The sequence below is a fragment of the Novosphingobium resinovorum genome, assembly GCF_001742225.1.
In the GTDB taxonomy this organism is placed as follows: Bacteria; Pseudomonadota; Alphaproteobacteria; order Sphingomonadales; family Sphingomonadaceae; genus Novosphingobium; species Novosphingobium resinovorum_A.
The window spans coordinates 279,278-304,240 of record NZ_CP017078.1 but is presented as its reverse complement, the minus strand read 5'-3'; the positions used below and the strand labels follow the sequence as shown (position 1 = coordinate 304,240).

Annotated in this window: 30 protein-coding genes, 1 pseudogene and 1 riboswitch; of the genes and pseudogenes, 20 read left to right on the top strand and 11 right to left on the bottom strand. The window is 62.4% G+C overall.

Going from position 1 to position 24,963, the window contains the following annotated elements:
* Position 1: 1 nt before the first annotated feature.
* Both BES08_RS30905 and BES08_RS34585 read right to left on the bottom strand, forming a co-directional pair.
* A complete protein-coding gene (locus BES08_RS30905; protein ID WP_004207062.1) occupies positions 2–1,753 on the bottom strand; it encodes a PHA/PHB synthase family protein in 1,752 nt (583 codons plus the stop codon).
* Positions 1,754–1,872: 119 nt separating this feature from the next.
* Positions 1,873–2,364 (bottom strand): TetR/AcrR family transcriptional regulator, encoded by a 492-nt coding sequence (locus BES08_RS34585; protein WP_268957480.1) that lies wholly within the window; start codon positions 2,362–2,364, stop codon positions 1,873–1,875.
* A 92-nt stretch (positions 2,365–2,456) separates the two neighbouring features.
* On the opposite strand from BES08_RS34585, the gene istA reads away from it, so the two are divergent.
* The 4 genes from istA (at position 2,457) to BES08_RS30880 (ending at position 6,622) form a co-directional block, all read left to right on the top strand.
* Positions 2,457–3,950: an IS21 family transposase gene (istA, locus tag BES08_RS30895; protein WP_081799279.1), complete on the top strand. Its 1,494-nt coding sequence runs from the start codon at positions 2,457–2,459 to the stop codon at positions 3,948–3,950.
* Positions 3,947–4,714, top strand: a complete 768-nt coding sequence (gene istB, locus BES08_RS30890) for an IS21-like element ISSsp5 family helper ATPase IstB (RefSeq protein ID WP_036531279.1) — start codon at positions 3,947–3,949, stop codon at positions 4,712–4,714. Before istA ends, istB begins: the two co-directional genes overlap by 4 nt.
* A 77-nt stretch (positions 4,715–4,791) precedes the next feature.
* Positions 4,792–5,613: a Tn3 family transposase gene (locus BES08_RS30885; protein WP_268957482.1), complete on the top strand. Its 822-nt coding sequence runs from the start codon at positions 4,792–4,794 to the stop codon at positions 5,611–5,613.
* A gap of 142 nt (positions 5,614–5,755) precedes the next feature.
* Complete coding sequence (locus BES08_RS30880) at positions 5,756–6,622, top strand: recombinase family protein (RefSeq protein ID WP_006961816.1); 867 nt, start codon at positions 5,756–5,758, stop codon at positions 6,620–6,622.
* Positions 6,623–6,839: 217 nt separating this feature from the next.
* On the opposite strand, the gene BES08_RS30875 is transcribed toward BES08_RS30880, so the two are convergent.
* Positions 6,840–7,028 carry a hypothetical protein gene (locus BES08_RS30875; protein WP_069710378.1) on the bottom strand — a complete coding sequence of 63 codons (189 nt, stop codon included), beginning with the start codon at positions 7,026–7,028 and terminating at the stop codon, positions 6,840–6,842.
* Complete coding sequence (locus BES08_RS30870; protein WP_069710377.1) at positions 7,025–7,615, bottom strand: recombinase family protein; 591 nt, start codon at positions 7,613–7,615, stop codon at positions 7,025–7,027. The genes BES08_RS30875 and BES08_RS30870 overlap by 4 nt, the downstream gene beginning before the upstream one ends.
* 299 nt (positions 7,616–7,914) lie before the next feature.
* On the opposite strand from BES08_RS30870, the gene BES08_RS30865 reads away from it, so the two are divergent.
* The 3 genes from BES08_RS30865 (at position 7,915) to BES08_RS30855 (ending at position 10,903) form a co-directional block, all read left to right on the top strand.
* Positions 7,915–8,775, top strand: coding sequence for a replication initiator protein A (locus BES08_RS30865; protein WP_069710376.1), 861 nt, complete (start codon positions 7,915–7,917; stop codon positions 8,773–8,775).
* A 469-nt stretch (positions 8,776–9,244) separates the two neighbouring features.
* Positions 9,245–10,048 (top strand): RNA replicase, encoded by an 804-nt coding sequence (locus tag BES08_RS30860; RefSeq protein ID WP_231958543.1) that lies wholly within the window; start codon positions 9,245–9,247, stop codon positions 10,046–10,048.
* Between the two features lie 534 nt (positions 10,049–10,582).
* Positions 10,583–10,903 (top strand): single-stranded DNA-binding protein, encoded by a 321-nt coding sequence (locus BES08_RS30855; RefSeq protein WP_069710406.1) that lies wholly within the window; start codon positions 10,583–10,585, stop codon positions 10,901–10,903.
* Here the strand turns inward: BES08_RS30855 and BES08_RS34845 are convergent.
* Complete coding sequence (locus BES08_RS34845) at positions 10,900–11,061, bottom strand: YlcI/YnfO family protein (protein WP_375713745.1); 162 nt, start codon at positions 11,059–11,061, stop codon at positions 10,900–10,902. The two genes, BES08_RS30855 and BES08_RS34845, sit on opposite strands and share 4 nt — an antisense overlap.
* Positions 11,062–11,198: 137 nt before the next feature.
* On the opposite strand from BES08_RS34845, the gene BES08_RS30850 reads away from it, so the two are divergent.
* The 4 genes from BES08_RS30850 to BES08_RS32560 all read left to right on the top strand — a co-directional run bounded on the left by BES08_RS30850 (position 11,199) and on the right by BES08_RS32560 (position 13,856).
* Complete coding sequence (locus BES08_RS30850; RefSeq protein WP_069710374.1) at positions 11,199–11,390, top strand: hypothetical protein; 192 nt, start codon at positions 11,199–11,201, stop codon at positions 11,388–11,390.
* Positions 11,391–11,393: 3 nt separating this feature from the next.
* On the top strand, positions 11,394–12,134 hold the full coding sequence (locus tag BES08_RS30845; protein WP_069710373.1) for a ParA family protein: 741 nt from the start codon (positions 11,394–11,396) through the stop codon (positions 12,132–12,134).
* Positions 12,131–13,141: a ParB/RepB/Spo0J family partition protein gene (locus BES08_RS30840; protein WP_069710372.1), complete on the top strand. Its 1,011-nt coding sequence runs from the start codon at positions 12,131–12,133 to the stop codon at positions 13,139–13,141. The genes BES08_RS30845 and BES08_RS30840 overlap by 4 nt, the downstream gene beginning before the upstream one ends.
* A gap of 247 nt (positions 13,142–13,388) precedes the next feature.
* A complete protein-coding gene (locus BES08_RS32560; RefSeq protein WP_083274965.1) occupies positions 13,389–13,856 on the top strand; it encodes a hypothetical protein in 468 nt (155 codons plus the stop codon).
* On the opposite strand, the gene BES08_RS30830 is transcribed toward BES08_RS32560, so the two are convergent.
* Positions 13,828–14,592: an IS6-like element IS6100 family transposase gene (locus BES08_RS30830; RefSeq protein WP_001389365.1), complete on the bottom strand. Its 765-nt coding sequence runs from the start codon at positions 14,590–14,592 to the stop codon at positions 13,828–13,830. The genes BES08_RS32560 and BES08_RS30830 overlap by 29 nt on opposite strands.
* Here BES08_RS30830 and BES08_RS30825 point away from each other — a divergent pair.
* The 5 genes from BES08_RS30825 to BES08_RS30805 all read left to right on the top strand — a co-directional run bounded on the left by BES08_RS30825 (position 14,569) and on the right by BES08_RS30805 (position 17,306).
* Positions 14,569–15,177 (top strand): helix-turn-helix domain-containing protein, encoded by a 609-nt coding sequence (locus BES08_RS30825; RefSeq protein WP_231958542.1) that lies wholly within the window; start codon positions 14,569–14,571, stop codon positions 15,175–15,177. The genes BES08_RS30830 and BES08_RS30825 overlap by 24 nt on opposite strands.
* A 430-nt stretch (positions 15,178–15,607) precedes the next feature.
* Positions 15,608–16,267, top strand: a complete 660-nt coding sequence (locus tag BES08_RS30820) for an AAA family ATPase (protein ID WP_035228558.1) — start codon at positions 15,608–15,610, stop codon at positions 16,265–16,267.
* Positions 16,264–16,584, top strand: a complete 321-nt coding sequence (locus tag BES08_RS30815) for a chromosome partitioning protein ParB (protein ID WP_069710370.1) — start codon at positions 16,264–16,266, stop codon at positions 16,582–16,584. Before BES08_RS30820 ends, BES08_RS30815 begins: the two co-directional genes overlap by 4 nt.
* A 129-nt stretch (positions 16,585–16,713) precedes the next feature.
* On the top strand, positions 16,714–16,989 hold the full coding sequence (locus tag BES08_RS30810) for a type II toxin-antitoxin system ParD family antitoxin (protein WP_035228560.1): 276 nt from the start codon (positions 16,714–16,716) through the stop codon (positions 16,987–16,989).
* Positions 16,986–17,306: a type II toxin-antitoxin system RelE/ParE family toxin gene (locus BES08_RS30805; protein ID WP_080723359.1), complete on the top strand. Its 321-nt coding sequence runs from the start codon at positions 16,986–16,988 to the stop codon at positions 17,304–17,306. The genes BES08_RS30810 and BES08_RS30805 overlap by 4 nt, the downstream gene beginning before the upstream one ends.
* A gap of 353 nt (positions 17,307–17,659) precedes the next feature.
* Here BES08_RS30805 and BES08_RS30800 read toward each other — a convergent pair whose 3' ends face one another.
* From BES08_RS30800 to BES08_RS30790, 4 genes and pseudogenes are all read right to left on the bottom strand, one after another.
* A complete protein-coding gene (locus BES08_RS30800) occupies positions 17,660–18,049 on the bottom strand; it encodes a hypothetical protein (protein ID WP_035228590.1) in 390 nt (129 codons plus the stop codon).
* An 11-nt stretch (positions 18,050–18,060) separates the two neighbouring features.
* Positions 18,061–18,387, bottom strand: a pseudogene (locus BES08_RS30795) (type IV secretory system conjugative DNA transfer family protein); the annotation flags it as partial.
* Positions 18,317–18,598, bottom strand: a complete 282-nt coding sequence (locus BES08_RS33835) for a hypothetical protein (RefSeq protein ID WP_035228565.1) — start codon at positions 18,596–18,598, stop codon at positions 18,317–18,319. The gene BES08_RS33835 and the pseudogene BES08_RS30795, both read right to left, overlap by 71 nt.
* Positions 18,595–18,888: a hypothetical protein gene (locus BES08_RS30790; protein ID WP_035228567.1), complete on the bottom strand. Its 294-nt coding sequence runs from the start codon at positions 18,886–18,888 to the stop codon at positions 18,595–18,597. Before BES08_RS30790 ends, BES08_RS33835 begins: the two co-directional genes overlap by 4 nt.
* Positions 18,889–19,152: 264 nt before the next feature.
* Between BES08_RS30790 and traA the strand changes: the two genes are divergently transcribed.
* The 4 genes from traA (at position 19,153) to BES08_RS30770 (ending at position 24,414) form a co-directional block, all read left to right on the top strand.
* Complete coding sequence (gene traA, locus BES08_RS30785; protein ID WP_069710368.1) at positions 19,153–22,578, top strand: Ti-type conjugative transfer relaxase TraA; 3,426 nt, start codon at positions 19,153–19,155, stop codon at positions 22,576–22,578.
* Positions 22,579–22,586: 8 nt separating this feature from the next.
* Positions 22,587–23,327, top strand: coding sequence for a DUF6118 family protein (locus tag BES08_RS30780; protein WP_035228572.1), 741 nt, complete (start codon positions 22,587–22,589; stop codon positions 23,325–23,327).
* A gap of 125 nt (positions 23,328–23,452) precedes the next feature.
* A riboswitch (Fluoride riboswitch) is annotated at positions 23,453–23,514 on the top strand.
* Positions 23,515–23,589: 75 nt separating this feature from the next.
* Positions 23,590–23,967, top strand: coding sequence for a fluoride efflux transporter CrcB (crcB, locus tag BES08_RS30775; RefSeq protein ID WP_080723360.1), 378 nt, complete (start codon positions 23,590–23,592; stop codon positions 23,965–23,967).
* A 9-nt stretch (positions 23,968–23,976) separates the two neighbouring features.
* Positions 23,977–24,414: an EamA family transporter gene (locus tag BES08_RS30770; protein ID WP_035228575.1), complete on the top strand. Its 438-nt coding sequence runs from the start codon at positions 23,977–23,979 to the stop codon at positions 24,412–24,414.
* An 8-nt stretch (positions 24,415–24,422) separates the two neighbouring features.
* Here the strand turns inward: BES08_RS30770 and BES08_RS30765 are convergent, their stop codons facing one another.
* On the bottom strand, positions 24,423–24,908 hold the full coding sequence (locus BES08_RS30765; protein ID WP_051796732.1) for a phosphatidylglycerophosphatase A: 486 nt from the start codon (positions 24,906–24,908) through the stop codon (positions 24,423–24,425).
* Positions 24,909–24,963 lie beyond the last annotated feature (55 nt).

Sequence of the window (24,963 nt, the reverse complement as noted above, 5' to 3'; positions counted from 1 at the left end):
CTCAACGCTCCTTCACATAGTGGCCAGGTGCCGGATAGAGCGCGGGATATCCCTTGTCGGGCGATCCCATCGGGGGAGGCGGGACGGGCTCGCTCGAATGGTCGACCAGCCATTCGCCCCAGGCGGTCCACCAGCTTCCCTCATGCGGCTCGGCGCGCGTAAGCCATTCCTCCGCGTCGAGCACGGGGCCGTCTTCCACACGATCGAGCACGCTGTAGCGACGCCCCCTGTGGCCCGGCTCCGATACAATGCCGGCATTGTGACCGCCGCTTGTCAGCACGAAGCGGATGGAGGCCGGGGAGAGCATGTGGATCTTGTGGACCGACTTCCACGGCGCGACATGGTCGCGTTCGGTTCCTACGATGAACATCGGTTTGCGCAGCGCCGACAGGGAAATAGCCCGGCCGTCGACCTTGTATTTGCCTTCGGCCAGATCATCATCGAGAAACAGACGGCGCAGATACTGGCTGTGCATGGCATAAGGCATGCGCGTGCCGTCGGCGTTCCACGCCATGAGATCGTTCATGGGCGCACGCTCGCCCATCAGATATTCGGTGAGGATCCGCGACCAGACGAGATCGTTCGAACGCAGAATCTCGAACGCACCGCCCATCTGGCTGCTGTCGAGATAGCCCCGGCTCCACATCATGTTCTCGAGCAGATTGAGCTGGGACTCATCGATGAAAAGGCCAAGTTCTCCGGGTTCGCTGAACTCGGTCTGGGCCGCGAGCAGGGTGACGCTCGCCAGCCTGTCGTCGCCATCGCGCGCCATTGCGGCTGCGGCGATGGACAGCAATGTGCCCCCGAGACAATAACCCAGCGCGTGGATATGCGCGTCGCCGCAGATCGCGTGGATGGCATCGATCGCTGCCATCGCGCCCAGCCGTCGATAGGCGTCCATGTCGAGGTTGCGGTCGGCGCTGCCCGGATTGTGCCAGGAGATGGCGAAGACCGTGTAACCCTGGCCCACCAGCCAGCGGACCAGCGAATTGTCCGGCGAAAGATCGAGAATATAATATTTCATGATCCAGGCGGGCACGATCAGCACCGGCTCCGGATGGACCATCCCGCTCGTCGGTTCATACTGGATCAGTTCGATCAGTTCGTTGCGATAGACGACCTTTCCTGGCGTCGCGGCAACAGTCTCGCCAACCGGGAACGCCTCAACTCCCGCCGGTGATTCCCCTCGTGCAAGGCGGCTCATGTCCTCGAAAAGATGCTCGATGCCGTCGATGAGGCAGCGCCCGCCTGTTTCGACGATCCGCTTCTGGAGCACGGGATTCGCCGCGATAATGTTCGTCGGCGCGACGATGTCGAGGATTTGGCGGGCCGCGAACGCAACCATGTCTTCATGATGACGGTCCACGCCCTTTATGCCCGTCGTGGCGGCGTGCCACCATTGCTGGGTCAGCAGAAATGCCTGCACGAGAAGATCATAGGGCTGTTCCCGCCAGGCAGGGTCGTCGAAGCGGCGGTCCTGGGGCAGCGGCTCGATTGCGGGAAGGGTGTCGGGATCGCCGGCGCGCCGGGCTGCATAATCAGCCAGTCGCATATATTTGCGACCCAGCTTGGTAGCCAGTTGCAACTGCCTGCCCGGAGAGATGGCGAGATGGAGCGCCCAGTCCGACCATGCCTGAACAAGCGTTGCGGGAGACAGGCCATGCGTTGCCTGAGCCACCATGGCAGCCGCTGCGTGATCGAGCGTCTCGGCGAGGCCGTCGAGGGGGTCGGTTTGGTGTTCATCGATCGACATGCTCAATCTCCTGCGGCGGCAGAGCGGCAATGCCTGCGAGCAGGCGAGTCCCTCTGCTGTGTTTCTTTGCGCAGGCGCTCGGCAGCCTGCAGAAAGGTTAAGTACCTCCCCTTTGAGGTTCACCGCGGCGGAGCGCATGGCTCGCCGTGGAGCAAAGTCTCGACGATGGTCTCTGCGATGAGAATTCGGGCGGCGTCCTCAGGGATCTCGGGAGCAAGCGATCGCAGGACAGTAGGAAAGCTGGCGGGTTGATTGGCAGCGGCGCTCAGCAACGCGAAAAAGAGCGCAGGGTGACTGGCCCTGATTATGCCCTGAGCGATTCCGGCCTCGTAAAGCGTCCGACAACTTTCATAGGCAGGATGGATCAGTTGTTCCGTAACCAATGTCGACCGCTCAGACCTATCCGCTGCGTGCCGAACGACAAAATCCCTCACATAGGGATGGTCCGAATAAAAATAGATTATGCGCGTAATCGCGTCGCAAAGTCGGTCATGAACCGAACGGCTATCGTCTGAGGCAATCTTGGAAATTTCCGCGATTATTCCGGTCGTGCTCTGTGTTATCGCTTCCAGGCAGGCTTTCCTGAGAACGGCGGAGCAATATTCGGCCACGCTAGCGGCGGGATAGTCCTGCTGCGGGCGGCGTAAAAGTCGTCCACCTTGAAGCCTTTCTGCCAAGTCAGGGAGGTGTGGGGATCTACAGCGTGGAACTTTATCTTCAGGTCCGTTTGGCTTGCGCGGATGGCATGAGCCAACGGGCGGCGGCGAAGCGTTTCAATGTGTCGCGCGATACGGTGCGCAAGATGCTGTCGTTTTCATCGCCGCCGGGTTACCGGCGTCAGTCTGCACCGCAGCGCCCGAAGCTGGACGGGTTTGTGGGGATCATCGATGGATGGCTTGAGGGGGATCGCGGTGTCCCGCGCAAGCAGCGCCATACGGCGAAGCGGGTATTCGACCGTTTGCGCACCGAACATGGTTTTACCGGCGGCTATACGATCATCAAGGATTACATCCGGGAGCGCGAGCAACGCAGCCGGGAGATGTTCGTGCCGCTGGCGCACCCGGCGGGAGATGCGCAGGCCGATTTCGGGGAAGCGCTGGTGGAGATCGGCGGGGTGGAGCAAAAGGCTTACTTCTTCGCGCTCGATCTGCCGCACAGTGATGCCTGCTATGTGCGAGCCTATCCGGCGGCGGTGGCGGAGGCCTGGGTGGACGGACATGTCCATGCCTTCGCGTTCTTCGGCGCGGTGCCGCGCTCGATCGTCTATGACAACGATCGCTGCCTGGTGGCGAAGATCCTGCCAGACGGCACGCGCAAGCGTGCCACGCTGTTCAGCGCTTTCCTGTCGCATTACGTGATCCGCGACCGCTATGCCCGCCCGGGCAAGGGGAACGAGAAAGGCAATGTGGAAGGGCTGGTTGGTTACTGCCGCCGCAATTTCATGGTGCCGATCCCGAAGTTCCCGACCTGGGAGGCGTTCAACCTGTGGCTGGAGGAGCAATGCCGCAGGCGCCAGCAGGACAAGGTGCGCGGGGAGAGCGAGACGATCGGTGAGCGCTTGCAGCGCGATTTGGCGGCGATGCAGCCTCTGCCCGCTACACCCTTCGAGGCCTGCGATCAGACCGGGGGGCGGGTCTCCTCGCAATCCCTGGTGCGCTACAGGACCAACGATTATTCGGTTCCGGTGGCCTGGGGCCATCAGGAAGTCTGGATCAGGGCCTATGTCGATGCGGTGGTGATCGGATGCCGCAGCGAGGTCATCGCCCGTCACCCGCGTTGCCATGCCCGCGAGGAGGTTATCTTCGACCCGCTCCATTATCTCCCGCTGATTGAGCAGAAGATCAACGCATTCGACCAGGCGGCCCCTTTGCAGGGCTGGGACCTGCCCGAAGCGTTCGGGACGCTCCAGCGGTTGATGGAAGGGCGCATGCACAAACATGGCAGGCGCGAATATGTACAGGTGCTGCGCCTGCTGGAAACGTTCACCATCGCCGATCTCCAGGCGGCGGTGGAACAGGCCATCGACCTTGGCGCCATCGGCTTCGATGCCGTCAGGCACCTGGTCCTGTGCCGGGTCGAACGCGTGCCGCCCAGGCTGGACCTGGACGTCTATCCCTTCCTGCCACGCACGACGGTCGAGAAGACCTTTGCCAGAGCCTATATGAGCCTGCTGTCCGACAGGCAGGAGGCCGCATGAGCGATCAGGCACCGGAGATTCTTCTCGCTCACCATCTCAAGGCACTCAAGCTGCCTACGTGCCTGCGAGAGCATCACAAGCTCGCCCGGCAATGTGCCGCTGAAGGCGTCGATCATATCCGCTTCCTCGCCCGTCTCGTCGAGATGGAGATGATCGACAGGGAGCGTCGTATGGTCGAGCGGCGCATCAAGGCCGCGCGCTTCCCCGCCGTCAAAAGCCTCGACAGCTTCGACTTCGCCGCTATCCCCAGGCTCAACAAGATGCAGGTGCTCGAGATGGCGCGCTGCGAGTGGATCGAGCGGCGTGAGAACGCCATCGCTCTGGGGCCATCGGGCACCGGCAAGACGCACGTAGCTTTGGGGCTCGGGCTGGCAGCATGCCAGAAAGGACTGTCGGTGGGCTTCACCACTGCGGCGGCGCTGGTCAGCGAGATGATGGAGGCGCGCGACGAGCGGCGTCTCCTGCGCTTCCAGAAGCAGATGGCCGGATACAAGCTGCTCATCATTGACGAACTGGGCTTCGTACCGCTCTCCAAGACCGGTGCCGAACTGTTGTTCGAGCTGATCTCCCAGCGCTATGAGCGCGGCTCCACCTTGATCACCAGCAACCTGCCCTTCGACGAATGGACTGAAACCTTCGGATCCGAGCGCCTCACAGGCGCGCTCCTCGATCGTCTGACCCATCACGTCAGCATCCTCGAGATGAACGGCGAAAGCTATCGCCTCGCTCACAGCCGGGCCCGAAAGGCCAAAACCAGACCCTGAAAATCAAGCCAATGCCGGGGGGAGTGGCCTTCGGGCTACGCCCTCACGCCACTCCCCCCGGCATGTAACACCGTGGCCTGGTTTTACGCCGCCGAATGGCCGACTTTTGCTCCGCCGTTGACAGCTGCTCTTCCTCCGAGGTCGCCTCCATGATCGAGGGCGTGCTGCGCCATTGCACCGACATGGAAATCCAGCGACAATATGTTGATAGTCATGGCCAAAGCGCGGTTGGCTTTGCATTTTGCCGGCTTCTCGGATTTGAGCTTGCACCCCGCCTGAAAGCGATCGCTCGCCAGAAGCTGGCTCTTCCCGATGTCGGCATGCGAACGCGGCTTCCCCACTTGCAGCCGATCCTCTCCAGTCCGATCAACTGGGATGAGATCGAGCAGCAATATGACGAGATGGTCAAATATGCAGCCGCGATGCAGACAAAAACCGCCGACCCGGAGGCGATCCTGCGCCGGTTTAGCCGCTCCGAGGTGATGCACCCGACCTACAAGGCGTTGAGTGAGCTGGGCCGCGCGGTCAAGACGATCTTCCTGTGCCGGTATCTGCGCGAGGAGTCCTTCCGCCGCGAAATTCATGAAGGCCTGAATGTCGTTGAAAACTGGAACAGTGCCAATGGGTTCGTTTTCTTCGGCAAGGGCGGCGAGATCGCCACTAACCGCATCGATGAGCAGCAGCTCTCGGTCCTGGCGCTACATTTGCTGCAAGCGTCGCTTGTCTATGTGAACACCCGAATGCTTCAGAGCGTGCTGGTGGAACCGAAATGGACGGGCCGGATGACGCCGGATGATTATCGCGGCCTCACACCGCTGATTTACAGCCACGTCAATCCTTATGGCCGCTTCGACCTCGATCTGAATAGCCGGATCGATTTTGGGCGGCTTGCTGCCTGACCGGGGCCTTTCCGCTCGCACCATTTGGGTGCACCCGAACGTGACGATCGGAAGTGACATATACGACATGTCACAAAAGGGTGGTTCCGTCACCAATGTTACTGTACGAGGGCAAAGCCACCCTAATGTGACGGATTTGCCCATGACCCGCGTCGGCTACGCCCGCGTCAGCACCATCGACCAGGATCTCGACATCCAGGTTGCCCGGTTGAAGGCAGCGGGCTGTGAAATCCTCCGCTCCGAAACAGGCTCGGGCGCATCGCGCACTGGACGCACGGAGCTTGAGACGATCATGCAGTTCCTGCGCGCCGATGACGAACTCGTCGTCCTGCGTCTCGATCGGCTCGGTCGCTCCACACGCGATGTTCTCAATCTGGTTCATGAACTCGACCAGAAGGGAGCCTCATTGCGGGTGCTTGAGCCGGAGGTGACGACGGCCGGAAGCATGGGGCGGATGGTGATCACCATTCTGGGCATGGTCGCGGACATGGAACTGACGTTCATCAAGGACCGGCAGCGCGCCGGGATCGAGGCGGCGCGCGCCGAAGGCGTCTACAAAGGCCGGAAGAAAAACATCGATGACGATGAAATCCGACGCCGGATCACCGCCGGCGCGAGCAAGGCCAGCGTCGCGCGCGACCTCAAGATCTCAAGAATGACCGTCTATCGGGCGCTTGACGTCATTCCTTCAAGGATCGGGCTGCCGGAAAAGCCGCCTTCTGTCACCATCGCCCTGCATCTGACCATCGAGAACTTCAACAAGCATGGTCGTGGCAGAAAGCCCGCTCGCGAGCGCATTGAGGCGATGCTGGAGCGGGATTACCAGATGCAAAAGACCGGGAACTGCGATTACACGCTGACCGTCGCCTATGATCAGGGTGCCGATGGCGTCAGCCTCGATGATGAGATCGCATCTCTCCAGACAGAGATGTTCAACATCGCAGAGAGCTACAGGTGCTCGATCGAGACCGATGTTTACGAGATTGGAGGACAAGAGCGAGCCTGGTAGATCGCCATGTTCAATCTTTGTTCTTCAACATGGCCAAAATCGCAGCTTCGGGCCGACTGGGCCTAGAAGAATCCCCTTCGGCACCTCGGCGATCGGCACCGGCTGCATTAGTGGCAGCATGGTGATTCCCTTCACGGCCATTGTAACGCGTGATGGAACGGAAAGGGAACATGGCATATGCACCGTTCGGCGCATCGATGCGAGATCAGATCAATTGCTAGTTGAAACAGCAGAATCCATGTTCGCCGATCAGGGCGATGGCCTCTTGTTCGTCGGGGCCGTCATTGTGCAATTCGATCGCCCGAACCTTGGTCCACGGCCCCAGCTCGGCGGGGAGGTTCGCCCCCTCCCCGTCAATCGTCAGAGCGGATAATCCGTCTGCGCCGGTGAAGAGCCAGACGTTCACGCGCCAGGGCCTTCCCCTTCCGCGCTGATGGCCTCCTGCACCGGCGCCGGGAAATGGCGGTAGAGCGTCGGCACCGATACACCGATCGTCGGCGCGATCTCGCGCACCGTCATCCCCGAAGCCAAGAGCTTGCGAGCTGCCTCTAGCCGCTTGGGCGTCATCACCGTCTTTCGGCCGCCTACCCTTCCCTCGCGCCGCGCCACGATCAAGGCAGCCGTCGTGCGCTCGCGGATGAGGTCGCGTTCCATTTCGGCCATCGCAGCCATGATGTGAAAGACGAGCTTGCCGGCGGTGCCGCCAGTGTCGATGCCGTCCGTGAGCGAACGGAAGCCGATGCCGCGATCAGCAAGGTTCGCGGCCAGATCGATCAGCCCCTTCATCGTTCGGCCGAGACGATCGAGCTTCCACACCACCAGCACGTCTCCGGCACGTGCGTGCGACAGAGCTTCGGCTAGACCAGCGCGGTCCGCCTTGGCGCCGCTCGCTTTGTCGGTGAAGGTCCGCTCGCACCCAGCTTCGCGCAGCGCGTCGAGCTGGGGCGTCAGATCCTGTTCGGGCGTCGAGACGCGCGCATAGCCGATCAGCATGAATCGTTCTCAAAACTCATCCTTCGCGCCTATCACGACAGCACACAATCGAGAAAGTGTTTTGATACGCGCTGCGCGGCTGCTACACATTCTCATATGGTGCCGCTTCAAAATCGATCGTTTGCGAGACGAGTTACTGCCGACGCCGCCTGTCACCACGTCGGTCCGCGAAAGCACGAAGATTGGCACCGATCGCTGGCTCTGCCCTCTGCCTTCCGTGGCGACGACGGTCCGTTTCGTGCTTTCGCGGACCATCCTTCCTCGCCGTTCGTGCTTTCGCGGACCCGGGAAATTGCGGCATGACCGAGCGTGACCTGAGCCAAGGCGACTTGTTCATTCTCGACAGCCCATTGCTGACCGAGGTCCGCGGCGAGCAGTCGTTGATGGCGTATCCGTTTTTCGCTTTGTCCAAGACGGCGTGGAAGCGTTCGCTGATCTACAAGACCGACGCGGTGTCGATCGAGATCGGTCCCGGCCCTCGCGGGGTCGCTACTATCTACGACAAGGAAGTATTGCTCTATATAGCGAGCTTGCTGGTCTCCAAACTTGATGCCGGCGAGGCTGTTGCCCAAGATTTCTATTTTACCGCTCACGATCTTTTCCGCGTGACCGGCGTCAATGGCTCGGCGCGCTCCTACTCGCGACTGTCCGATGCGCTGGAACGACTCCAGGGCACGCAGATCAAGACCAACATCGAAGCGGGTGGCGAGGGCCAGGCTGGCTTCTTCTCTTGGTTGTCGGAAGCGCAGCTCCACTACACCAAGAGCAAAAACGGCGATAAGCGATTGAAGGGCGTCAAGGTTCGCCTGTGCGACTGGCTTTACCGTGCGATCCTGCGCGATCGTCGCGTGCTGGAATATTCGCCCTCCTATTTCCAGCTCGGCCCTGTCGAGCGCCGGCTTTATGAGGTCGCGCTTTCGACCTGCAAGGGTGGTGCAGTCCAAGTCGGGCTAGACGATTTGCGGCTCCAACTCGGCTACCAAAATTCCTTGAAGCACTTCCGGCACGTAATGAAGGGCATTACCGACGCAAATGCCATCCCCGACTTTCACATCATTATGGGCGATACTGCATCCAGTGCGACAGTCGCGGGCAAGGGCCGGAATACCACCGCGACGACTGTGACAATTACGCCGAAGCCGGCGTTGATGTCCGCCTAAGCGCGGGTTGCGAATCGATTCTGCATCGCGGCCTTGTTTGGTCCGCGAAAGCACGAGTGCCGGTCCCCGAAAACACGAAGTCAGGTCCGCGAAAGCACGAACCCGCGTCACCCGGGTCCGCGATAGCACGAACTTTTTCCTGCATTAGTCCGCGAAAGCACGAATTGTAGTTGTTTCGCTGGCGCGTCGCTTCCGGCAAAAAATACCGATGTCGTGCGCAATTGGCGGACGACGAATTAGGGAGCGGCCGTGACCACATAAACGAATGCCCGGCACGAGGCCGGGCACCCTGGAATGTGATGAGCGATGCTTGGCGGCATCGATCGGGACATAAGACACCCCCCTCATACCCGTTCCTGAGCTTCGGTTCAAGGGAGCGCGCTTCGCGCCACGCCCAAGTTTTGCCTGGTCCCGGCCCCGATGAAGGGGACGGACGATGGGAGCAGTTTCACTCGCGCAGGCGAGCTTCATGGCGCTCGACCGCATTGAGCGCGCGCGGCCGAGATCACGATCGGGCGCACCAAACCCGACGCGCGCGCATGTGCATCCGAACAGCCGGCGTGCCGGCACGTTCGAGGATGACTTTTTCTACAGCTACGCGAAGGGCGAAACCGACCGGCTCTATAAGAAGGCTGTGGAGCTGCTGAAGCGCAAGAACGCTGTGCGGCGGCTCGCGCGCGCCGAGGGTCGCCAGCTCTCCGAGGACGAACGGCTCGTCACGCTGATAACGCCAGCGGCGATCCGCGTGTTCGAGCAGCTTACGACGCTTGCCCGAACCTGCGCCGGCAAGGTTTTCCCAACCTGGGAATGGATCGAGGCCGCGAGCGGCCTGTCTCGCGCGAGTGTCGGGCGCGGCCTGTCGATCCTCGCCAAGATGGGGTTGATCGAGAAGCAGCGGCGATGCGTCCCGATCGATCCGCCCGCCGACCGCCACAAGGCGCGCAACGCGCAGACGTCGAACGTCTATCGCATGAGCTTCCCCAACCGGCTCGCTCGGTTCCTTCCGCGCTTTCTTCGGCCCGTGCCGCTCCCCGATGACGTGGTGCAGCGTGAGGTGGATCGTATCGAAGAGATAGAAACCATGCGACTCTGGCGCACCCCTCGCCAGATGGTCGCCGAAGACATCGAGGACGAAGGCTTGCGGCGCGTGTTGGACAGCCTTGCCATCGCGATCGAGAACCAAGAGTCTCAAAAAAATGGTCAACCGCTCCTAGATTCATATTTACTAGGGACAGATGGAGTTGGCCTAGTCGGCCAACGCTCTAACGCCTGACGGCGAGGACGCTCTGACCCAACCCGATACGCCAAATCACTATGACGGCACCTAACCGAACCGTCGGACGCGCCGCTCCGCGTCGCGGTGCTCCCGAGGGGAGCATGCGGCTTCTGCAGCGCTCAAATGGCCACGTTCGTGCTTGGTTGAGCCGTTTTTTTCACCTTGAGCGCGGCCGTAGCGCCAGGTCTTCAAGCCAAAGAGCGCGCGATCTGGATCGAATGCCCTTTTCATCGGCGTTCCCCCTTCCCTTCCCCCGCGGCCATGTCGAACTGGTCGACCATCCCTTTGCCGCGCCACGACTGAGCCGCGGCGCCGAGATCCCCCGCGCGACATTCACGTCTGCCCCTTCGATCGGCTCTTCCTGAATCGATGGGAAAATGGGCGCTGGCCGCCTTCTACGATCAAGCAAATAACCGGCTGCGCCTACGGTTTCCGCTGCGCGGACCCTCCGTTTTTTCGCTTGATCGCGGCGACTGCACTCCCTTTCAATTCCCATCAGGAATGAGCCTGATCAATCGAAAGGACAGGACCATGCAGAACATCGCTGAATTTCGGATCATCGGCCGCGTCGGCAAGATCACGGAGCATGACAAGGTGACGAAGGTGAACGTCGCCGCCAACTACAACCGCCAGGACAATGGCGAGTGGGTGACGGATACCCACTGGAACGAGGTGACTCTGTTCGGCAAGCTGATCGAGCGCGCCGCGAAGGCTCAGAAGGGCGACTTGGTGCATATCACGGGCCGCGTCCGGCAGAACTCTTACGACACTGCCGAGGGCAAGCGCTACACGGTGGAACTGATCGCCGACGGCTTTGCGGTTCTCGCCAAGGGCTCGGAAGATCGCGACTAGGCGCGGTCGGGGCCGCCTACCGGCGGCCCCTCTCGCCGGCGTAGCTCCAGCTCGACCGCCTCGCGCATGAAGTCGGCTTGACTCTCGCCATCCCGAAGAACTGATTTGATGCGCCCCAGCGTGCCTTTTGGGAACCGCGCAAGCGTCTGATCCCCCATTGGAGGGCGACCGACAGAACGGATATTGCTAGACGTCATCCAATGCCCTAGTAATTACCGATACCGCATATTGACGGCATTAGCGGTATCGTATATTACAGGTTGCGCCTTTCATCAAGGCGACGGAGGCGAAGGCCATGTTGGGTAATCTACTGACGATCGGATTGTTCGTCCTGATCGCTTGGACCGTCCTCAGGGGCGGTGGCGGCAAGAGCCTGCGCATCTGGAGTGGCGACACTCCGGACGAGGAGGCGCGTCGCAACACGCGAACGGATTCGAACTATCGCGGTTACGACCACTGGAACAACAACTCCGATCGAGGCTGGTAGCGCGTGAAGACCATCGCCATCAACGTCGAGAAGGGCGGCGCCGGCAAGACGATGATCGCGTGCCATGTGGCATGGCATCTGGCCGATGCCGGCCATCGCGTGCTGTTTCTCGACCTTGATCGCCAGTGCAACGCGACCGATGCACTGGCCGACTTCGAGAGCCTTGGCACGTGCAAGCCGCTCTTTGAGCCGGGCTACACCCCGCCCGCCAGTTTTCCCCGGCTCGCGATCTACTCGAACCGCATGGGCGGCGAGTATGACGCGGACTACCCGCGCGCGCTTTCGAACATCAATGTCAACTTTCCGGCGCTCGATCCGCATTTCGATTATTGCGTCATCGACACGCCGCCCTCTTGGTCATGGATCAATTTCGCCGCGCTGTTGGTGTGCAACCACCTGATCGTCCCCGTCGAGCTGGGGCCGTTCGGCCCTGCTGCAACCAAGCAGGTCTCGGACTCGATCGCGACGGTCAATGGGAAGCGGCGCACGCCGATCCACGTCGTCGGCCTGGTCCCCAATCGCGTGCGAGCCAACGATCGGCATCAGATGGACATGCTCGCCGCGATCAAGAGCAAGATCGGCCGCAATCTGTTCACCGCCGTCCTTCCGGAACGCGCGCACTACAGCCAGGCCATCCAAGAGCATGTGCCGGTGTGGCGCTTCGATAAGGACGTGCGCAATTCGCTTCCCGCAATGCGCGCGTTCCTTGAGGAAGCGATGACCCGGATCGGGAGCCACGTATGACAGACTTCTCCGGTTTCGACGTTTTCAGCGAGAAGGCCGCCGTCGCGGACGCCGATCGCGTCCAGCTCATCGACCCCGAGCTGCTGTATCCCGATCCGGAGAACGTCCGCAGCGAGATCGACCCGGCCAAGATCGACGAAATGGCCGAGACGATCAAGGAGCGCGGCCAGCTCCAGCCAATCACTGTCGCTCCGAGGGATGACGACGGGCGCTACCGGATCATGTTCGGCGAGCGGCGCTGGCGCGCGTGCCAGAAGCTCGGCGTGCCGGTCCGCGCGATCGTCAGCAAGACCGATGATATCGAACGGGTCCGCATCGATCAGTTCATCGAGAACGATCAGCGCGAGGATCTGTCGACGGCCGACATGATCCGGTTTGTCACGGGGCAGGTCGCGAAGGGGCGCTCCCTGGCTGAGCTGGCGCGTGCAACGGGGCGTAACCGCACGCTGCTCACCCGGTATCAGGGTCTCGCTAAGGCGCCGGACTATATCGCGCTGCTGTTCGCCGACATATCGATGCGGAGCGCTGTCGCGCTCACCCAGGCCGCCAAGACGGACGATGCTGCGACACGAGCCTTTGTTGCGAACACCGCGGCCGAGGATATGACCGTGTTGGCGTGCGAGCGTTTCGCGCGCGAGGTTGGCGCGAAGAAGTCGGCACCCAAAGCTGACCCCGCCCCCTCACCGGAAGTCGATGCGACCTCCGATAGCGGCGATGACGATACGCAGAGCCCGGGAGAGACGCCCGCACCGGAGCCCACGACGGACACAATCCGGGATGCGGAGGCCGATCGTGCGCTGGACGAGACGCCGGTGGTTCCTGCCATATCGATCGATCCTCCCGCGCCTGCACAGGCCCCTGCCCCTCGCGCTACGACGAAGCCGAAAGGTGGCAAGCAGCGCGTGGAGCGGCCGACCATCGAGATCGAGGGAAAGCGCGCGATGGTTGTCGAGGCGCTGGTGCACTTCGACGGTGAAGCGGAACCGCGCATCGTGAGCTGGCGCTGATCGCGCCGGTGTGAGTGAGAGCGCCGGCAGCGGCCGTCGCTCGCGCCCTGAACCCAATCCTTCCTTTCCGCGTCTTCATCGCTTCCAAAAGAATTGGGGTGTGCCACGTGGCACACGTGGAAGCAGATTTAGGTGGGGGATTTTTGATGGTGGCAGGATAGGTATTGCGGCGCTCGTTGTATTACATTATCCCCGTTGAGCTATGTCGATCGCGCCGCAGCCTTCATCCCCCAGTAAAGAACCAGCGATGCTGACTGCCCGCGTCGATCGCGAGCTGCTGGCCGCGTTCGACGCCGTGGCAGAGGGGAGGGGAGGGCGCAGCGCGCTCCTGCGAACCGTGCTGCAACAGTCCCTGAAACACGTCGCGGACGCTCCGCGCATCGCGCCCCGGGCCGACAGCGCCGGGAACCGCGTGTCGCTTCGCTTCACCGATGCCGAGACGGCGGTCCTCGATCATCGAGCGGCCGAGCGCGGAATTGATCGCGCGGGTTGGATCAAGGCGTTAGTGCGCCGCCACATCGCGCTGAAAAGTGGCGTCGACGACGGCCTGCGCGACGCCGTAGCACCAATTCGGATGCAGCTTCAGCGCATCGGCCGCAACCTCAACCAAGCGATGAAAGCGGGCAATGCCGGGCTCTGTTGCAAAGATTGGCGGCAGTCAGAGGTAGGCTGTCGCTCTGCGCCGATCAGGCGGCTGCTGCGAAATGGTGGTTGAGCATGCCCATGGCCTCCGTCAGCGCCGAGGGCCCAATGCCAAAAGCTCTCTCCACAAGGCGCACCTCGCCCCTGATGCCGGGCTGCAGGCACCAGGGGCGAGCCTGTCCTTTGCGCAGGGCTCGCATGACTTCGAATCCCTTGATCGTGGCATAGGCCGTGGGGATCGATTTGAAACCGCGCACCGGCTTGATCAGTATCTTGAGCTTTCCGTGATCGGCCTCGATCACGTTATTGAGATACTTCACCTGCCGGTGGGCCGTCTCCCGGTCCAGCTTTCCTTCGCGCTTCAATTCGGTGATCGCTGCACCATAGCTCGGCGCTTTGTCGGTATTGAGCGTGGCAGGCTTTTCCCAGTGCTTCAGGCCTCGCAGGGCCTTGCCCAGGAACCGCTTCGCTGCCTTGGCGCTGCGGGTCGGCGACAGGTAGAAATCGATCGTGTCGCCCCGCTTGTCGACTGCCCGGTACAGGTAGGTCCACTTGCCCCGCACCTTGACGTAGGTTTCATCCAGGCGCCAGCTCGGATCAAAGCCACGCCGCCAGAACCAGCGCAGCCGCTTCTCCATCTCCGGGGCGTAGCACTGGACCCAGCGATAGATCGTCGTATGGTCGACCGAAATGCCGCGTTCCGCCAGCATTTCCTCAAGGTCGCGATAGCTGATCGGATAGCGACAATACCAGCGCACCGCCCACAGGATCACATCACCCTGGAAATGGCGCCACTTGAAATCCGTCATCGTTCCGTCCGTCCAATCTCCGCCAAGCATGCTCAAGCTTCACGATTTTTGCAACAGAGCCAGCGCAGCGGCCCCCTCGGATCGGTGGCGCTCGACGTGCTGCGGCTGTTCGTCAACCTGATCGACTTCCGCACCGGCCGGCTAGAGCCGTCAATCACCACGATCATGGACCGTTTGGGCCGGTCGCGGGATACGATCGTGCGGGCGCTGAAGAACCTGCGGGCGCATGGCTTCATCGACTGGCTGCGGCGCTACGAGCCGACCGGGAACGAGGGGCGCGGCCCACAGGTCCAGCAGGCGAGCAACGCCTATCGCCTGTCCCTGCCGGAAAAGGCCCGGCAGTTCCTTGGCCGGTTCGGCAAGGCCCCGCCCCCGCCTGCCGATCATGGTCAGGATCAACGGACCTGGGCCGAGGCAATCGACGCCTACAGGAAGGCGCTACCCCTCGATGAGCGGACGCAGCTCGACGCAGGCGACGGGCCACTCGGGAAAGCTCTTGTTAGCATTGCTAAAGGCTTGATGAAACGTGAGTCCGATAACCAGACTGAATCCCCCTCTAATTCTATTCTCTATGTGAAAACATAAGCGGTCGCCGCTGTTCGGGCCGCTCTCGCGGCCCTGCGGCGGTCCCGATCCGCTCATAGGGCGGATCGGGAAGCGGACACCTCACAGCAAAACCGCAACGCTCGCGCCTGCGGCCAACGCCGCATGGGCTTTCGAGAGAAAGAGGGCGGCACGGGTAGTGCGAAACATGAAATTATGTAAACATGCTTGCATGTAAGCCTGAAATAGGCCTCAGGCGCGCATGGCGAAGTCGGCCAGCAAGACCCGTTACACCTGCCCGTCATGTGAGTTGAACGCCTGGGCGAAGCCCGGTGTCTGCCTGATGTGTGGCGAGTGCGACGAGCCGATGCCGGCCGCTGAGGAAGCGGAGTAGTTAACCTTTCCGACATGAAAACATGCTTTTATGTATTAGAGAAAGCATGTAGCCTTTATTTCATGAAAGGATGCAATCATGATAACAGTGGCGTTCTGCACGCAGAAGGGCGGGACCGGCAAGACGACGATCGCGACGGCGCTTGCGGTCGCGGCTCACCTGGCCGGGAAGAAATCGGCCTTGCTCGATCTCGACCCACAGACAAACGCCGTCAACTGGTTCGACCGGCGCAAGGGCGACGGCCCGGACGTTGCCTCGATTCAGCCCGGCGCTATCCGGCGCTCGCTGGACGCCTATCGCGGCCTTGGCATGGATTGGGTGTTCATCGACACGCCCGGCAAGATGGAAAGCGCCTCGGTCGAGGCGGCCAAGCACGCCGATATAGTGCTGGTCCCGTCGCAGGCGCAGATATTTTCGATTGAAACTTTGGAGCCGCTAAAGCGGCTTCTCGACATGGCCGGCAGTCCGCCAACGTTCGTTGTGCTCAATCTGGTGCATCCGAACGCCGGGGGCAGGGCGGTTGACGATGCCGCCGCGATTGCCGCGAGCTTCAACGTGAAGGTTGCCCCCATCCATGTGTCGCGGCTGAAAACCTATGAGGACGCCCCGGCCTTGGGGCAGACGCCGCAGGAGCTGGAACCGCATGGCCGTGCGGCCCAGGAAGTCGCCGGCCTGTTCACGTTCCTTTTAGACCAGGCAAGCATGATTACAGGAAATCATGAAAGGATGAAAGCATGAGCCGCAAGCCTTCGCTTCTCGCCGCTGCGATCAAGACCGCAGAGCAACCCGCATCCGCGCCGGAGGCCCCGTCAGAGCCGCAAGGGAGCGCACCAGCTTCGCAGCCGGCCGGGAGCTATGTTGCGCCCTCGCGTGTTAACAAGCTCGGCAGAACGCATTTCCTGCCACCCGCCTATTGGGAGACGCTGGACGAACTCAGTTTTCGCAGCAGGGATGAGAAGGGGAAGAAGATTTCGAAGGAGCGGCTTGTTGCCGAGGCGCTGAATCTGCTTTTCGCCAAATACAATTATCCGTTAGTCCGCGAGGATGGGGAGTAGTTGCCAAGGCGTCATGTTTACATGCAATCATGTAATCATGCAAGTCCCCGACCGTTGTAGCGTTCCCGATCGGGTTTATATGTGATAGTGTTTAGTCCTATTGAGCACGATCCAACGCGGGAGATTCCCATGCGCAGCACACAACAGTTGAGCGTCACGTTGCCGAACGAAATGGCACAGATGGTCAAGAGCAAGGTTTCGTCGGGCGAATATGCCAGCGACAGCGAGGTTATTCGCGACGGCCTGCGGGCCTTGCAGGCGCGCGACAAGGCCCTTGAAAGCTGGCTGCGCACGGAAGGCGTTGCCGCCTACGACAAGCTGAAAGCCGATCCTAGCCGGGCGCTCAGCGTCGGCGAGGTGCGCCAGCACCTTGCCGAAAAGCGCAAGCGGCCCGCCTCAGCGTGACCCATACGGTTCACTTCACCCCGGAAGCTCTCGACCAGCTCGACAAGCTAGAAGTCGATATTTCCGGGGCAGCGTCGCCCGCAATAGCGGCGCGATATGTCGATTCCATCGTGGACTATTGCGAGAATCTGCAAACCTTTCCGCACCGAGGCACGCGGCGCGACGATCTTCGACCGGGCTTGCGAACACTTGGGTTTCGCCGGCGTGTGACGATATTGTTTGAGGTAGCGGACGACACCGTGAATATCATCGGCGTCTATTACGGCGGCCAGGACTACGAGGCGAATTTTCAAGATGACGACGCGCCAGAACACTAGCGGGAGCGTGACAACCATGCGGAGCCGCTGCCTCGCCCGCTAGATCGCGGAAATGGCGGGCGCACAGCGCCGCCTCGGGCTTATGGACGCGGCGACCTATGAGCAGATCATGGCCCGGCACCTTGGCGAGAAGGTCCGACCGATCGAAGCGCCGAAGTAGGGCAGGGCAACATGCTTTCCTGTAAGCATGTAATTTTCCGCCCCCGGCCGTCCCTACGGCCCGATTTGATAGAGCCGGCCGGCCGGGGGCTAGCATTGTGCCGAGCGGCGGAAGCGGCGACCGGCCCGGAGGGAACGCGCTCCCACATAGCGCCGAAGTGACCGGAGGGCCGCAAGAGAGAAGCCCCGGTGCGTCAGCGCCGGGACCGCTTTTCCCATCTGGCCGGCTCGGGCAGGGGGGTTTTGAACTTCTCGCGCAACCGTGCTTTCATTTCCTTGCCCGAAATACCCGGCCGGGGATCATCGGCCGCCGCCTGTATGCTGCGCTTGAGCAGTTCCCGGCGCAGATCGGCATGGGGTTCCAGCTCCTTATGTTTGCCCAGGATCACGAACACGCCTTCGGACGGATCAAGGAACTTGCCCTGTTCGATCAGGTCGAGCAGCCACAGGGCCAGAGACGGCGGCAAATAGGCTTCAAACCGCAACCCGCCCTCGTTGACCTGGTTGCGGAGCCGCTTGGCTTGTTCGACGGCATGGGTCCTGTCGCCGGGATCGGGCCATTCGGGCGCATCGCTGTCGGTCATGGTTTCATCTTTCATGCCTGGTCGAACAGCCCCCGGAACTCGGAATCGGCGTAATAGGCGAGCTTGCCGGCGACGATGGGCCGTTGCCCGGCCAGGAACAGCAGTTCGAGATTTTGCGGCAGGTTGCGGACCTCATCCGGGGTCAGCAGCGGGCGGGCGGTGTGTTGCTCGCCGTAGGTGATGCCGGTCTTTTCGGCATCGAGGGCGCGGCTCATGGTCTGGAACACGACCGTCTCTTGCCCGAGCAGATCGGAGACGAGGCGGGCGCTATCGTGATCGTTGACGCCGAAGACCTGTAGGACGCCGGCGTTCGACAGGAATGTGCCGGCGCGCCGCCCAACGAGCGACGATCCAGTCTTGCGGTATGGCGAGATGCAGCAAACCGACGAGCGCGAGGGCGACCAGGCCGATGAAAAACCCAACCTTGAGCAGGTAGAGGCCGCCGCGAAAGGGCGAGATGATGAGGGCGACGAAGGCCCACACCGGATCACGGGCGGCCTGACGCATCATGTTTTTGAACGCCGTCCATGCAAGTGTCGCCTGGTTCATTCGCCGCTCTCCGTTCGCCTGGCTGCATCGCCGTCAGGGGCGAGCAGATCGTCAAACAGCTCCTTGTCCATGTCGCGGGTGAGGAAGCCGGGCAGTTCGCGGCGCAGCCAGTCGGGCAGGGCGCGCGATAACTCATCCTTGCCATGTTCAAGGCGATGGAGCACAAGCGCACCGAGCAGCACCTTGCGCCTTGTATCCCTGGCGCGCTCCTGTTTGTTCAGCCGCGCTTGAAGCGTCTTTTTCTGCGCTTCCAGTTGCGCAAGCCGTTCCTCGATAGTTTTTCGCGCCATGGGTCTCATCTCCTTCCGATGGGAGCGCGCAGACTATACGAACGGGCCAGACGCTCAAGGATTGGGAGGCTTTGATCTGGTAGCGTTCTTGAAAATTTCACCGGCCTATGATGTAGTCTCGGCGTCAATCGGTTTGCATCGACCTTGCCGCAGCGCCACACCGAGATATGAAAGAGCGAAGCGATTGAATTATAAAGGGCGCACTTACGACTTGCTGCGAAAGTCAGTTGCACCGATCGCGGATCGGAGAAGGGCAGGCGGCGTTTGGCGATCTATCATGCAAGCATGAAGCCGATATCGCGGAGCAGCGGCAGAAGCGCCGTTGCGTCGGCCGCCTATCGTGCCGGCGAGCGCCTGACGAACGAACGCGATGGCCTCACGCATGACTTCAGCCGCAAGCAGGGCGTCGAGCATGTGGAAATCGTATTGCCCGAGGGTGTGAATGCGGAATGGGCAAAGGACCGTCAGGCGCTCTGGAACGCAGCGGAGTTTGCCGAAAGTCGGAAGGACGCGCGTGTCGCTCGTGAAATCGAGATCGGGCTACCGCACGAGCTGACAGCCGAACAGCGGCTGGAGCTGACGCGGGCATTCGCTCAGGACCTAGCGAACCGCTATGGCGGGGCGGTCGATTTTGCGATCCATGCGCCGCATTCGGCAAGTGACGTTCGGAACCATCACGCGCACCTTTTGATGACCACGCGCCAGGTCACAGAGGAAGGGCTTGGCGAGAAAACGCATATTGAGTGGAAGAATGTCCGTCTGCTGAATGAGGGGCTACCAACCACGCAAATGCAGCTCCGCGATATCCGGCAATCGTGGCAGCAACATGCGAACGAGCATCTGGCGATGGCCGGCCTTGATATCAGGGTTGACCATCGGTCGCACCTTGAGCGCGGGCTTGAGATTGTGCCGACCGAGCACATGGGCGTCCATGCCACCCAGATGGAGCGGCGCGGCGTCGACGTGTCGCGCACGCGGCTGGACGAAGAAGCGGCACAGCGCAACGCGGACCTCATCCGGGAGAAGCCCGAGCAGGTGCTGACGCTCATCACAAACGAAAAGAGCGTGTTCGATCGGCATGACGTTGCGCGGACGCTGCACCGCTACATCAACGACGACGCGCAGGCCTTCCGGAACGCTTTTGCGGCCGTCATGGCGTCGCCGGCCCTAGTCGAGCTGCAAGCGGAAAAGATGAACGCGCCGGCCGGGACCGAGCTTGCCCGGTATTCGACCCGTGAACTGGTGGAGATCGAATCCGGCATGGCGACGTCGGCCGAGCGGTTGAACGTGGCGCGGACGCATGGCGTCGATCGCCGGCATGTCGAGCACGCGATCGGGCGGCAGGATGAGGCGATCCGGTCGAGTGTTGCCAGTGACACGGCCGGGAAGGTTGAGCGGGGGGAGCTGGACGCCGGCGAGCGCGAGCGCCAGATCGAAACGGCGCGGCTCAGTGACGAGCAGCGGCACGCGATCGAGCACATTACCGGACCGGAGCGGATTGCGGCCGTTGTCGGTTATGCCGGCGCTGGCAAATCCACCATGCTCGCGGCGGCGCGCGAGGCATGGGAGGCGCAGGGCTATCAGGTTCACGGCGCGGCCTTGTCGGGCAAGGCGGCCGAGGGACTTGAGGAATCGTCCGGTATTGCGAGCCGCACGCTGGCGTCGTGGGATTACGGTTGGCAAAACGACCGCGGCACCCTTGGCCGCGGCGACGTGTTCGTGATCGACGAGGCGGGCATGGTCGGGAGCCGGCAGCTCGCCCGGTTCGTCGGGGAAGCGGAAAAGGTCGGCGCGAAAATCGTGCTGGTAGGCGACCATGAGCAGTTGCAGGCGATCGGGGCCGGCGCGCCGTTCAGGGCGATTGCCGAACAGATCGGCCATGCCGAGCTTTCCGAAATTCGCCGGCAGCGCGTGGACTGGCAGCGGGAGGCCTCCGTTTCGTTCGCCACCCACAAGACGGGCGAGGGCCTGGCCGCCTATGAGCGGCATGGCGCTATCCGCTTCAACGACAGCCGCGAGGGTGCGCGGGGCGAGATCGTGCGCGATTACCTTGCCGATCGCGAGCAGCGTCCGGAGGGAAGCCGCGTTGCCATGGCGCATCGTCGCGCGGATGTGCGCGCCATCAATGCCGAGATCAGGACCACCCTGCAGGAGCGGGGCGAGCTGGCGCGGGGCCAGGAAGACCAAGGCCATTTGGGGCGAGAACTGACATACCAGACCAATGACGGCAAACGGGCGTTCGCGCCGGGCGACCGCATCGTGTTCCTGCAAAACGACCGGGACCTTGGCGTGAAGAACGGGATGCTCGGCACCGTGGAGACCGTCGAGGCGGGCCGCATCCTCGCCCGCCTCGACGGCGCGGCGCGCAGCGGGGAGGATGGCGCGCGCGCCATATCGGTGACGATGAAGGATTATCAGGCGATCGACCACGGCTATGCGACCACCATTCACAAGAACCAGGGCGCGACGGTCGATCGGAGTTTTGTGCTGTCGTCGGGCACGATGGACAGGCATTTGACCTATGTCGCCATGACGCGGCATCGCGACGGCGCGCAGCTCTATGCCGGCCGCGACGAGTTCAAGGATGGCAAGGCGCTTTCGTCGCGGCTCAGTCGTGCCGGCGTGAAGGAAACGACACTCGACTACGCCCGCGACTTTTCCGAGCGGCGCGGGGTCGCGGAACAGCCGGGTATTAGCAGCGAGATCGAGATTCCGCGCGATCGGACGCATGTCCGGATGGAGCGCCAGGCGCAGCGGCCGAGCATGGAATCTGAAAAAGGGGGCGAGGATCTCGCGCGGGAAAACCGCGCCGAGGATCTCGCCCCCGATCGGCAGCGCCGGAGCCGGTTTGCCGGCCTCAAACTCGATCGCGGCGTGGCGGCCGAGGGCCGCCAGCCGCGCGATGGGGCCGAGACGGCCCAGGAGCGGCCGCAGAGGGCCGAGCAGCGCCAGCATGGCATGTTCGCCGGGTTGCAACTCAATGTTGATCGTGGGGCCGCTCAGGGACTGCGCGAGGCATCAGCGGATGCAAGGCCGGAAAGGGAAGGGAGCTTGCGCCCCCCCTCCGCTTCTGCTCGGGAGGCGCCGGCGCAAGCCAAGTCCGGACAGGAGAGGCCGGCCGATCGCTTGCGGCAGCCATCCGAGTTCGAGCGTTCGGTTGACCGCTTCGCCCGCGCCTGGTCGGCGGCCGAGCGTATGGAACGCGACGGACTTCCCGTTCTCGACAGCCAGAAAGCCGAATTGCAGAAGGCCGGCCAGCAGCTCGACCAGGTGCGGTCGGGATCAGCCCGGCTCATGGTATCGGCCATGCGTCACGATCCGGAGACAGCGCACGCCATGACGGAGCTTTCCGGCCGCGAGCGCGTCGGCCAGCTTGTGGCCGGCATGGATCGGGAACGCGCGATGCAGGCGGACCCGACCGTCAGGGCCGACCGCTTCGTGCAGCATTGGCAGCAGCTCGACGGCGAGCGACAGCGTTTGCATGGCTGGCAGCACGACGAGGCGCGCGGCAAGGTCGAAGGCCAGATGCGGACAATGGCCGGCGCGCTCGAACGCGATCCGCAGGCGGAATCCATTGTGCGCAGCCGGAGCCAGGAACTCGGCATCAGCCATGTCAGGCAGGAACAGAATATCGCCCGCGAGATGGAGCGGCAGCTTACGCGCGGCCGCAGTCTCGGGCTTGAGCGATAGGAGACGGCATGACGGACGACGACAGGGAAGGATTCGAGCAGGAAGATCACGACCAGGCTGGCGATCCCGCGCAGGCCTTCGACGCCTTGCGGCGCAAGATCGAGACCCAGGGCGCGCAGCTCGGCGCGGAAATGACCGTCATCCGGCGCGGCGTGGAAGCGGCGTTCGACCAGTTCGAGAAATTCCAGCAGCCGGCCGATTACGGTCCCGATCTCGGCCGCATCGTCCAGCAGCTCGCCCTTGTCGCGGAACGGCTTGAGGCCGTCGAGCAATCGCCGATTCTTCGGCAGGGACCAGAGCACTATGCTCGAGCGCTCGAGCGCAGCGGGGAAAGCTTGGTGAGAACGGCCGCGCAGCAGCTCGAGAACACGGGCCGCGATCTCGGGCGCGAGGCTATCAACCTGGCCGCCTACACCAGGAGCGCCTACGACCGGCGTTCGCAGGACTTGCGCATGTGGATCGTCGGCGCGATCGGCCTGGTCACCGGCGCGCTCTTGGTTCTGCTCTTGCCGCGTATCCTGCCGTTTGCGGCCGACACCCATGTTGCGGCGATCGTCATGGGGCAGGACCGATGGAATGCCGGCGTCACTATAATGCAGACGGCCGACCCCGACGGCTGGCGCAGCGTGGTCGACGCCTCGCAGCTCACGCGCGACAACGCCGAGGCGATCGGCCGGTGCGCCGAGGCCGCGCGCACCGCCAGTGAAGATCAGCACTGCACGATCACGGTGGCCGCGCCGGCGCGATAGTGCAAAAAGCGGGGACTTCTGCGATAGAGCAACGCGCAGGAAAGGAGCTGAACGCCTTTTCGATCGCCCGCGCAAAACCGAACCTTTTGCGCGGTGACAGAAGCGCGAAAATCCTGCTATTCTCTTAGCTTGATGGGGATGGGGTTCCCCCGATAACCGCCGCGAGGCTGATGACTCCTACCGGGCGCTTTCGGCGCGGTAGGTGCTATTCTCCCCTTATCGCAACCCGTCTGCGCCCTGCTGAACAACAAGCGGGGTGATTATGAATGCTTTTCTGACTGTCTTTTTAGGTGCCGGCATCGGCGGGGCGGCCCGTCACGGCGTCAACCTTTTGGCTCTGCGCCTGCTCGGCACCGGTTTCCCTGCCGGGACGCTGATCGTCAATATCGCCGGCTCGCTCATCATGGGCCTGCTGCTCGGCTGGTTCTCTCATAAAGCGGACCTCGGCCAGAGCTGGCGATTGTTCCTGACGACCGGTATCCTCGGGGGCTTCACGACGTTCTCGACATTCTCGCTCGATGTGGCGCTGCTCCATGAGCGCGGGCAGCTCTGGACTGCTGCGCTGTACGCTGCCGTGTCGGTCATCCTTGCGATCTCCGGCCTGTTCGCCGGGCTGTTCATCATCCGCAATCTGAGCTGAGGACGTTCCATGAAACCGATCCTTCTGTCCTGGCAGTTCTGGGCACTGGCCTCGGCCGCCTTTGCCGCGCTGACGGCTATCTTCGCAAAGATCGGCGTCGAAAATGTCGGCTCCGACTTCGCCACCTTCATCCGTACGATCGTCATTCTGGCCGTGCTGGCTGCGATACTGGCGGTCACGCGGCAATTCCAGGCGCTCAGTTCGATCTCCGGCCGGAGCTATACATTTCTGATCCTGTCCGGCATGGCGACGGGCGGCTCATGGATTTGTTATTTCCGCGCGCTCAAGCTGGGAGATGCGGCGCGGGTCGCGCCGATCGACAAGCTGAGCGTCGTTCTCGTCGCGATATTCGGTGTGATCTTCCTTGGCGAGCACCTTTCCCTGCCGAACTGGGCGGGGGTTGCCCTGATCGCGGCGGGCGCGGTTCTGGTTGCCTACAAGGGCTAAGAAGGGCCTTAGGAGCCCGCGCGCCGGAGGGCGGCGCGGATAAGAAGCACGGCGAGCGCGACCGCCAGCCCGGCCGCACAGTCATCGAGCAGAACGCCGACATCAGCCTTTCGAAACAGCTCCACCTGCGAAAGCGGCCACGGCTTGATGCGGTCAATGAAGCTGTAGATCGGCACGATTACGAGCGTCCAGCGCAGGCTTTTCCAGCCGCCAAGCGCGGCCACGAACATGCCTGCTACTTCATCGATGACGATCCTGCCGTCGTCGGCAACGCCGGTCAGGGAAAACCAGACCCCGCCGGAGATTACCGCCAGAGCGGCGACGGGTACGAACACGGCCAGCGGGACGGTCCGCCGTCCGCGCACCGTGGTTAGCCACAGGAGCGGCACGATGCTCAGCGCGGCGAGAAAGCCCTGAAACGGCTCGACAAGGCCCGTCCCGAACCATGTCGCCATGACGGCAAGCCACGGCAGCGCCGCGATTTCAGGGGGCAATGTCTCGATATAAAGGGGTCTGCCTCACTTTGTGTGGTGAATAGATCGTTAGCAG

Coding starts and splice junctions, on each gene's coding strand:
- BES08_RS30870 (WP_069710377.1), bottom strand. CDS start 7,615: ATGCTGATCGGCTATGCGCGCGTCTCGACGCCCGAACAGGATCTGACG.
- BES08_RS30780 (WP_035228572.1), top strand. CDS start 22,587: ATGACGGACGACGACAGGGAAGGATTCGAGCAGGAAGATCACGACCAG.
- istB (WP_036531279.1), top strand. CDS start 3,947: ATGAGCGATCAGGCACCGGAGATTCTTCTCGCTCACCATCTCAAGGCA.
- BES08_RS34845 (WP_375713745.1), bottom strand. CDS start 11,061: ATGGGGGATCAGACGCTTGCGCGGTTCCCAAAAGGCACGCTGGGGCGC.
- BES08_RS30810 (WP_035228560.1), top strand. CDS start 16,714: ATGCGCAGCACACAACAGTTGAGCGTCACGTTGCCGAACGAAATGGCA.
- BES08_RS30770 (WP_035228575.1), top strand. CDS start 23,977: ATGAAACCGATCCTTCTGTCCTGGCAGTTCTGGGCACTGGCCTCGGCC.
- BES08_RS30825 (WP_231958542.1), top strand. CDS start 14,569: ATGGCGCCACTTGAAATCCGTCATCGTTCCGTCCGTCCAATCTCCGCC.
- BES08_RS30865 (WP_069710376.1), top strand. CDS start 7,915: ATGACCGAGCGTGACCTGAGCCAAGGCGACTTGTTCATTCTCGACAGC.
- BES08_RS30860 (WP_231958543.1), top strand. CDS start 9,245: ATGGCGCTCGACCGCATTGAGCGCGCGCGGCCGAGATCACGATCGGGC.
- BES08_RS30800 (WP_035228590.1), bottom strand. CDS start 18,049: ATGACCGACAGCGATGCGCCCGAATGGCCCGATCCCGGCGACAGGACC.
- crcB (WP_080723360.1), top strand. CDS start 23,590: ATGAATGCTTTTCTGACTGTCTTTTTAGGTGCCGGCATCGGCGGGGCG.
- BES08_RS30790 (WP_035228567.1), bottom strand. CDS start 18,888: ATGGCGCGAAAAACTATCGAGGAACGGCTTGCGCAACTGGAAGCGCAG.
- BES08_RS30850 (WP_069710374.1), top strand. CDS start 11,199: ATGTTGGGTAATCTACTGACGATCGGATTGTTCGTCCTGATCGCTTGG.
- BES08_RS30880 (WP_006961816.1), top strand. CDS start 5,756: ATGACCCGCGTCGGCTACGCCCGCGTCAGCACCATCGACCAGGATCTC.
- BES08_RS32560 (WP_083274965.1), top strand. CDS start 13,389: ATGCTGACTGCCCGCGTCGATCGCGAGCTGCTGGCCGCGTTCGACGCC.
- BES08_RS33835 (WP_035228565.1), bottom strand. CDS start 18,598: ATGAACCAGGCGACACTTGCATGGACGGCGTTCAAAAACATGATGCGT.
- BES08_RS30905 (WP_004207062.1), bottom strand. CDS start 1,753: ATGTCGATCGATGAACACCAAACCGACCCCCTCGACGGCCTCGCCGAG.
- BES08_RS30855 (WP_069710406.1), top strand. CDS start 10,583: ATGCAGAACATCGCTGAATTTCGGATCATCGGCCGCGTCGGCAAGATC.
- BES08_RS30840 (WP_069710372.1), top strand. CDS start 12,131: ATGACAGACTTCTCCGGTTTCGACGTTTTCAGCGAGAAGGCCGCCGTC.
- BES08_RS30830 (WP_001389365.1), bottom strand. CDS start 14,592: ATGACGGATTTCAAGTGGCGCCATTTCCAGGGTGATGTGATCCTGTGG.
- BES08_RS30815 (WP_069710370.1), top strand. CDS start 16,264: ATGAGCCGCAAGCCTTCGCTTCTCGCCGCTGCGATCAAGACCGCAGAG.
- BES08_RS30820 (WP_035228558.1), top strand. CDS start 15,608: ATGATAACAGTGGCGTTCTGCACGCAGAAGGGCGGGACCGGCAAGACG.